Annotated in this window: 9 protein-coding genes; 3 read left to right on the top strand and 6 right to left on the bottom strand. The window is 38.6% G+C overall.

Annotated features, from left to right (window positions below; all coding sequences use genetic code 11):
* Nucleotides 1–591: helix-turn-helix domain-containing protein (locus P2W71_RS27300; RefSeq protein ID WP_276372049.1), on the bottom strand; the 591-nt coding region annotated here is incomplete at its 3' end.
* Between the two features lie 137 nt (nt 592–728).
* Here P2W71_RS27300 and P2W71_RS27295 point away from each other — a divergent pair.
* Nucleotides 729–977: a hypothetical protein gene (locus P2W71_RS27295; RefSeq protein WP_276374648.1), complete on the top strand. Its 249-nt coding sequence runs from the start codon at nt 729–731 to the stop codon at nt 975–977.
* A 21-nt stretch (nt 978–998) separates the two neighbouring features.
* Here the strand turns inward: P2W71_RS27295 and P2W71_RS27290 are convergent, their stop codons facing one another.
* The 4 genes from P2W71_RS27290 to P2W71_RS27275 form a co-directional block, all read right to left on the bottom strand.
* Entirely contained in the window at nt 999–1,583 is a 585-nt protein-coding gene (locus tag P2W71_RS27290) for a hypothetical protein (RefSeq protein WP_276374647.1), read from the bottom strand.
* A 150-nt stretch (nt 1,584–1,733) separates the two neighbouring features.
* The gene (locus P2W71_RS27285; RefSeq protein WP_276374645.1) at nt 1,734–2,528 is read right to left on the bottom strand and encodes a hypothetical protein; all 795 of its coding nucleotides are present in this window, start codon (nt 2,526–2,528) and stop codon (nt 1,734–1,736) included.
* Nucleotides 2,529–2,850: 322 nt separating this feature from the next.
* Nucleotides 2,851–3,513, bottom strand: a complete 663-nt coding sequence (locus P2W71_RS27280; RefSeq protein WP_276374643.1) for a hypothetical protein — start codon at nt 3,511–3,513, stop codon at nt 2,851–2,853.
* 34 nt (nt 3,514–3,547) lie between these two features.
* Nucleotides 3,548–3,682, bottom strand: a complete 135-nt coding sequence (locus P2W71_RS27275; protein ID WP_276374642.1) for a hypothetical protein — start codon at nt 3,680–3,682, stop codon at nt 3,548–3,550.
* A 53-nt stretch (nt 3,683–3,735) separates the two neighbouring features.
* Between P2W71_RS27275 and P2W71_RS27270 the strand changes: the two genes are divergently transcribed.
* Nucleotides 3,736–4,098, top strand: coding sequence for a transmembrane 220 family protein (locus tag P2W71_RS27270; RefSeq protein ID WP_276374640.1), 363 nt, complete (start codon nt 3,736–3,738; stop codon nt 4,096–4,098).
* A 49-nt stretch (nt 4,099–4,147) separates the two neighbouring features.
* Here the strand turns inward: P2W71_RS27270 and P2W71_RS27265 are convergent, their stop codons facing one another.
* Nucleotides 4,148–5,041, bottom strand: coding sequence for a hypothetical protein (locus P2W71_RS27265; protein WP_276374639.1), 894 nt, complete (start codon nt 5,039–5,041; stop codon nt 4,148–4,150).
* Between the two features lie 243 nt (nt 5,042–5,284).
* Between P2W71_RS27265 and P2W71_RS27260 the strand changes: the two genes are divergently transcribed.
* Nucleotides 5,285–5,584, top strand: a complete 300-nt coding sequence (locus tag P2W71_RS27260) for a hypothetical protein (RefSeq protein WP_276374638.1) — start codon at nt 5,285–5,287, stop codon at nt 5,582–5,584.
* Nucleotides 5,585–6,097 lie beyond the last annotated feature (513 nt).

Raw genomic sequence — 6,097 nt, 5'->3', positions numbered from 1 at the left:
AGCAAAAGCAACTTTGGAATAGGTATCGATGAATGTCTGTTGATAAATTCGTCCAACGCCTTTGATGTTACCAACGTAGTAAGTGTCTTGAGCTCCAAGATAACCCGGATGCTCAGTTTCAATTTCCCCAAAAGCTTCCCGTTTTTCTCTCTTACGCTCCATAGCAATCATCTGCGCTTCTGTAAGGATGAGTCCGTCCTGAGCCACTTTTGCTTCTAGTGCTGCCAAGCGTTTTGGAAATGTTTCCATATCGTGCCGTTGCCAAACACAACGGACTCCACATGGAGAAATGAATACGCCTCGCTTACGAAGTTCATTGGACACACGGACTTGACCCAGTGCGGGTTGTTCAATGGCAATCTGAACAACGGCCTCTTCGACTTCGGGCTCGACTCTATTCTTAGGAATAGCTTTTCTACGACTCACTTCCTTTAGAGCGAGCTCTCCACCAGTATCATAAAGTTCTTTGATTCTGTAAAAACTGTCGCGCGAATAACCCATCATGCGACATGCTTGGCTGACATTACCTAAATGCTCAGCTAAATTGATAAGACCTAATTTCGTTTTGATTAACTTCGTTTCTGTTCTCATTTTTCTGACAGTTTAAAGGGTTCAACTTTTGATAGTTTGCACTTCTAAGTTAACCCAACTGTCAGATTAAGTCGAAACTACTTCATTTAAACAGCCAATACCTCCACCAACTTTTGTTTATCCCCATCCTGGCACCAATGAAATCAATATTTGACGTCGGCGATATTGTACAAGTGAAGGACACATTAAAATCCTCAAACAAAGAAGATGCACCAAAGTACATTATAACTCAGGTTCATCAGCCGAACCCGAAACAACTATGGGGAAGTAATGAATACCATTACAACATAAACTTTGTAAAATCAGGACCGACTTACCATGTGCATGGTGCAAAGGACATTTCGATCATGTATCCAGAAAGTTCTCTACTTGCCTCAAACCTTTAAGTAAGATTCTCTCCAATCTACCTATAAATTTAAATGATATTTTTCCGCCATCTCTTTAATCAATTCTACCAGTACAGGAAAATATAACGGTGCAGCAAGTTTTAACATTGCATAAGTATAACCCATTGATGCGAGTATCACACCAAAACTTATTAGTATCATTTTATTCTCACTGACTGCTTCCAGCCTTGACCGTATTAATTTGAAAACAACCAGGCACACCAAGAGTGTCAATGTCATGTATGCAACTAAATATCCAAACATGATAACAAATGTTGTGTGATTCTTTATTAAGAATAAAATAAAAAAAAATTCAATCATGAAGGCAAAAAAAATAAAGGCCAGGTACTTTATTAATGTACTCAACCTGATGCCTTCTGAAACGTTCAATTGGTTGAATGCATTCCAACTGATTTCAAACCAGACTAAAATCGAGAGGATGAGAAAACAGACACTTAAGCCGGAACTTATAGTCTTTGTTGATATGGACGTGCTGAAAATTATTAGTGCGTTGAATATTCCAAAAACCGTTAACAGGCTAGTTGACCTCTCCAGAAATTTTCTAAATGATAAGGGTTTTTCCACACCTTCACTTTCTGAATGCATACGTCGAATGTATTTTATTCAATGCCGCCTGAATTATCTTTAAAGTTAAAGATTTTCTTAAATAATCATTCCTCAAAAAGAAGCCATACTTTTTAGATTTCTTTTAACAATATCCGATAAACCTGATATTCTTATGATTAGTACTATTACTTATATGCTTTGGTGAATAACATTATTTTCAACATACACTTTTGACCAATCCCAAGTAGTTAACACTATATCACTCGTACCATTCATTTCTGCGTCGTACTGCTTAATATATTGATCTCTCTCGAATCGTTCAACCTTGGCGTATATATTATTAGATTCATCCGCATAACCTAATTTATAGGCTGCCATATACTTCTTGCCGTAGGAAGACCATTTTTTCATGAAAGTAAAATTGGCAGGATCTAAATACAAACAAGTAACCTCCTTTTGAAACTTAATAATTTCAGATTTGAGATTAAGATATTCAGACAGTCTATCCTTTAATTCTGGTTGAAAAAGACACTTCTTTAAAATTTTCGAAAACATGGGAATGCTTACTTTTCTTGTAAGATAATTTGAACCAAGCACCTTAAAAGAAATTAAGGTCTTGATATTTTCAGAAATAAAGAGATAAAACTTTTCAACTAGTTCTGATGGAGGTGTATAGGTAATTTTCTTTCGAACCAGTTTTTTCACTTTCACCAGATGATTTTGAATAATCTTTTCCTGCTCTTCTTCCTTTAAGTAGTCCAGCCAATAATCATTATTATAAATCTTAAAAGTACTTGAGGTACGTGCATACACAAAACCATTTTTAAAATAATTGCCTTTGCATTTCCTGCTCTCGAACTCTCCAATAGTTAACTTTTTAACATTTTTCTTGATCTGGATCTTACCCATTTTTTCAAGATTGTGAAGTAATGTGTTTACTACATTATGAGAACTGAAAGCACCTATCGTTGCAATTTGCCTCAATGATCTTTTTAATCTTCTAAACCCTTTCTTCTTGTAAATGAATCCGTTAGAAAACATTTCCAATCCCCGCCGGGACTACAAATACAGACAGAGTGAGGGCGGCAGCGAGAGTGAACACGCACGCTGGTTCTTTACGCTGCCATTATACTGTCAGGCGCGGTTTTCCGGAGTTCTTTACTTAATCCGATCCGTTTATCTTAGGCAAGATCACAGATAACATCTACGGTGATTACGCCGAATCGTTCTACCCGCGGTTCATCTTCAATTACAAGCATCTGCAGTGGCTTTGAATCTTTGAATTAAGCTGAAGGTATAATCGTTCTTAATTGAGATTTAATCCTACAGTCAATCCATACCAAGGTTTATTCTGGTATATCCAAATATCTTTATCGCGATCGGTTAGATAATCCCATCCAACACCTACCCCAACAGTAAGATGGTTTACACCTATCATGATTGCCAGGCCTCTGCTTATAATGAAAGCGTTGTATTCATCAAAGGTTTGGTTATTCGTTGTCCACGGCGTAACAGATGAAGAACCAATCCCTCCAAAGCCTCCAAGCGTGATACCCCTATGGGAAAAACTCTTCCTTAAACCCACAGGAGTATTCTTGACCTTGATCCTGAATCGGTCAAGGCGATAACCTATAAAGACATTTCCGTTAAAATCCGTATCTAGTTGCCGTGGTAAATAGGCAACGGCAGGTCTGTACTTGAACGCGACAGTCATTACGTCGATATCGAAGCTGCGTTTAAGAAAAAACTGATCTTCTCCCGTCCTTGGTATTATCGGTGTATAGGGTTCTTTCGGCAACAATATTTTCATGGTATCCTCCTCTACATACAGGAAAGCCTTTTGATAGTTGGTTCCTTTCTGCCTGTATTCATAGACATCGTCTGCTAACTGGTATTTTGGAGAATGCCGGAGGGTACCGCAGGCTTGCAATAAACAACCTAAGCATATAATCACGAGTAGCTCTTTCATAATTAAGACTGAAGAAAAATCAAAAAAAAGAAGTTTAAAAATATGTTACACCAATAATGACGACGTTCATAAGCCATCCGTCGTCGGCAACGGCAACCGAATAGTCCTGTCCTTCTAAACCTCTTTTGATAACTTCAGCTACCAGTTGATCGTCTTCAAGGATATACATTATGTGGCGTCGTACTTATTTGTAAATTTATCAAATCGCATACAAATCAGCTTATGAAAATCGTCAACGTTCTGCTTGCTCTAATGTTCCTTGTTTTTGCCTACCTCCAATTTAACGATCCTGACCCATTAATCTGGATTTCTATTTACGGAGTAATGGTCGTTGTCTGTGTCATGGCGGTTTTTCAACATTATCCAAAAAAATTCTTATATGTGCTCATAATTCTTTTTGCAGCTTACAGTGTAATCTACATTCCAGGTGTGAAAGAATGGTTAGCGCAAGAGGATAAGTCCGATCTTTTTGACAATGTTGCCAAGATGGAGCATTTGTATATCGAAGAATCCAGGGAATTCCTTGGCCTCATGATTTGCATTATTGTGCTGGTGGTGCAGATAATCAGTTCAAGAAAAAAATAAGGGTAGCACCCCGTCTGCCAAGCATCCTACAGGCAGTGCAGAGAACAAACTAAAATAATTTGATTTTAAACAACTTACTTACCTCACCATCATTGTCAGAAACAAGATGAATGATAGCTTTATCATCTGTCATCTCCTGTACACAGATTCCTTCAATCTTTTGACCTTTAAATTCGTCGCTAACGCCCGACAGATTTACTGTTCCGTCTAACGTGACCGTTAGGTCATCAATTTTATTGGAGATATTGTTAATCCATCCGATGTAGCTGTCGCCGATAACTCCGTCGTCATAAGCGTTAGACGTAGCTTCGCTGCATAACGTGAATAGCAAAATATCTTTTGATGCCAGGTAACACACTTCCGAGACACCAGCAAACGCCTTGATCCCTGGAGGAATCAAAAGTTGTCTTATGTGAAGGGGGGCCTCCATTTGTTTTTCCCAGAAATAATTCCCGGTGATAATAAGATGATTTTTTTGATTCGAATTATTCCCTCTGTTGGCCAAGACTAAATGATTTCCAATCACTGTTATTCCTTCTATGTTCACTTCATCAATACCATTTCCGACAACCCGTTTAATAAATTCTCCACTATCATATTCCCGGAAATAGGGCTTGTTCAGATTTAAACTTTCCAATGGCATAAGGATAACTTTCTTTCTCTGTGATCTTGATGCCGAACCAAGAATCAAAAGGTGAAGCGTACCATTAACACTCATAAAAGTGGAAGCTTCAAGATCGGACTTTTTGGATTTGGGAATTCTGGTTTCCGGGTGATCGAAAAGACGGATCGAATCAATTTTCTTATAATCTGTATCCAGTATCAAAATAGTGTTGGCATCATCCCCTATAAGATATAGTTTATCATTGGCGTAATTAATGGATGATCCAGAGGCAAACTCTGTTAACACCTGTGATTTCAATAATTCGATCGTAGGTTTCAAACGCTGTCGGAGTGGAGTATGAAGTTAAAAAATACGCGATACGAAATATAAGAAATTTGTACACCGACGGAGGACCGCGGCCAAACGCGGGCACTACTGTCCGAAATAAGACAATTAGCACTTTGAAGCTGTTCAATCATCTCAATTTTGCGCGACTATTTCAGTGGCATAGTATTGGCGATAGACAAATCCGCCATAAAACAGGTTCCATGATTTATCGTTTTCTAATCAAGACTTTAGACAATGCCTAATGCTTCACCAGATTATTCGAATCATTTAGTCAACGATTTTATATTGGATGAATCGTTCCAGCAATGGGTCTTACATCCCGATAAGCCTACCGATTTCTTTTGGGAACAATGGCTAAGGGCGCATCCTCACAAAGCGGAGATGGTTAACGAAGCAAAGCACGTTATTGAGAATTTAAAATTTCCATTGTACAGACTAGACGAAAAAGATGCTGATGAATTATGGATTCGCATTCAAAATCATGATCGTCATCAGGAACGATCAGCTAGTCCTTCATTTCCCTCACGGTTTTAGGAGGCTTCCGCCTTGGCTGCCTGCACTGGGACCAATTTCCTAACGGCCTGCCTAGCGTACATCGACACGATGGCAAACCGCCACAAGGTTCCAGGTTGATCTATTAAGGTGGGCCCGTAGTTTTTTATTTGTATGAAACAGTTCCTGGATCAGTGGTCGATAATGACCGGAAGAAAACGGCAGCACGCTTTGAATGGGAGTCGGTGTCATCTCTTTTCTTTTTATAAACCAATTTTAAAAAAGCGGCATTTAAATGTTGTCGGGTTTGAATTTTCGGACAAGTCCAGCGAAAATCACCAGTTATCCCTTTTTCAATTCCTTAATCGGCAAAATGCCTATGCGGGTGGGTGGTAACAAGTCCAAAAGCTTGCATAGCTTGAAAAAAGATTTGGAAGCAGAATAATCGTGATTTGCCCGATCTGTATCTTGTTGAACGCAGATAATTCGTTAGGAGAAAAGGTTAGACACGCTGGCATATGATTTAAAAAATTATTTTCAAAAGGCATCAACGAT

The sequence above is a fragment of the Chryseolinea sp. H1M3-3 genome, assembly GCF_029360725.1.
GTDB lineage: Bacteria > Bacteroidota > Bacteroidia > Cytophagales > Cyclobacteriaceae > Chryseolinea.
Note: the sequence above shows the minus strand (reverse complement) of the source record. Positions and strands in the feature narration are given on the sequence as shown.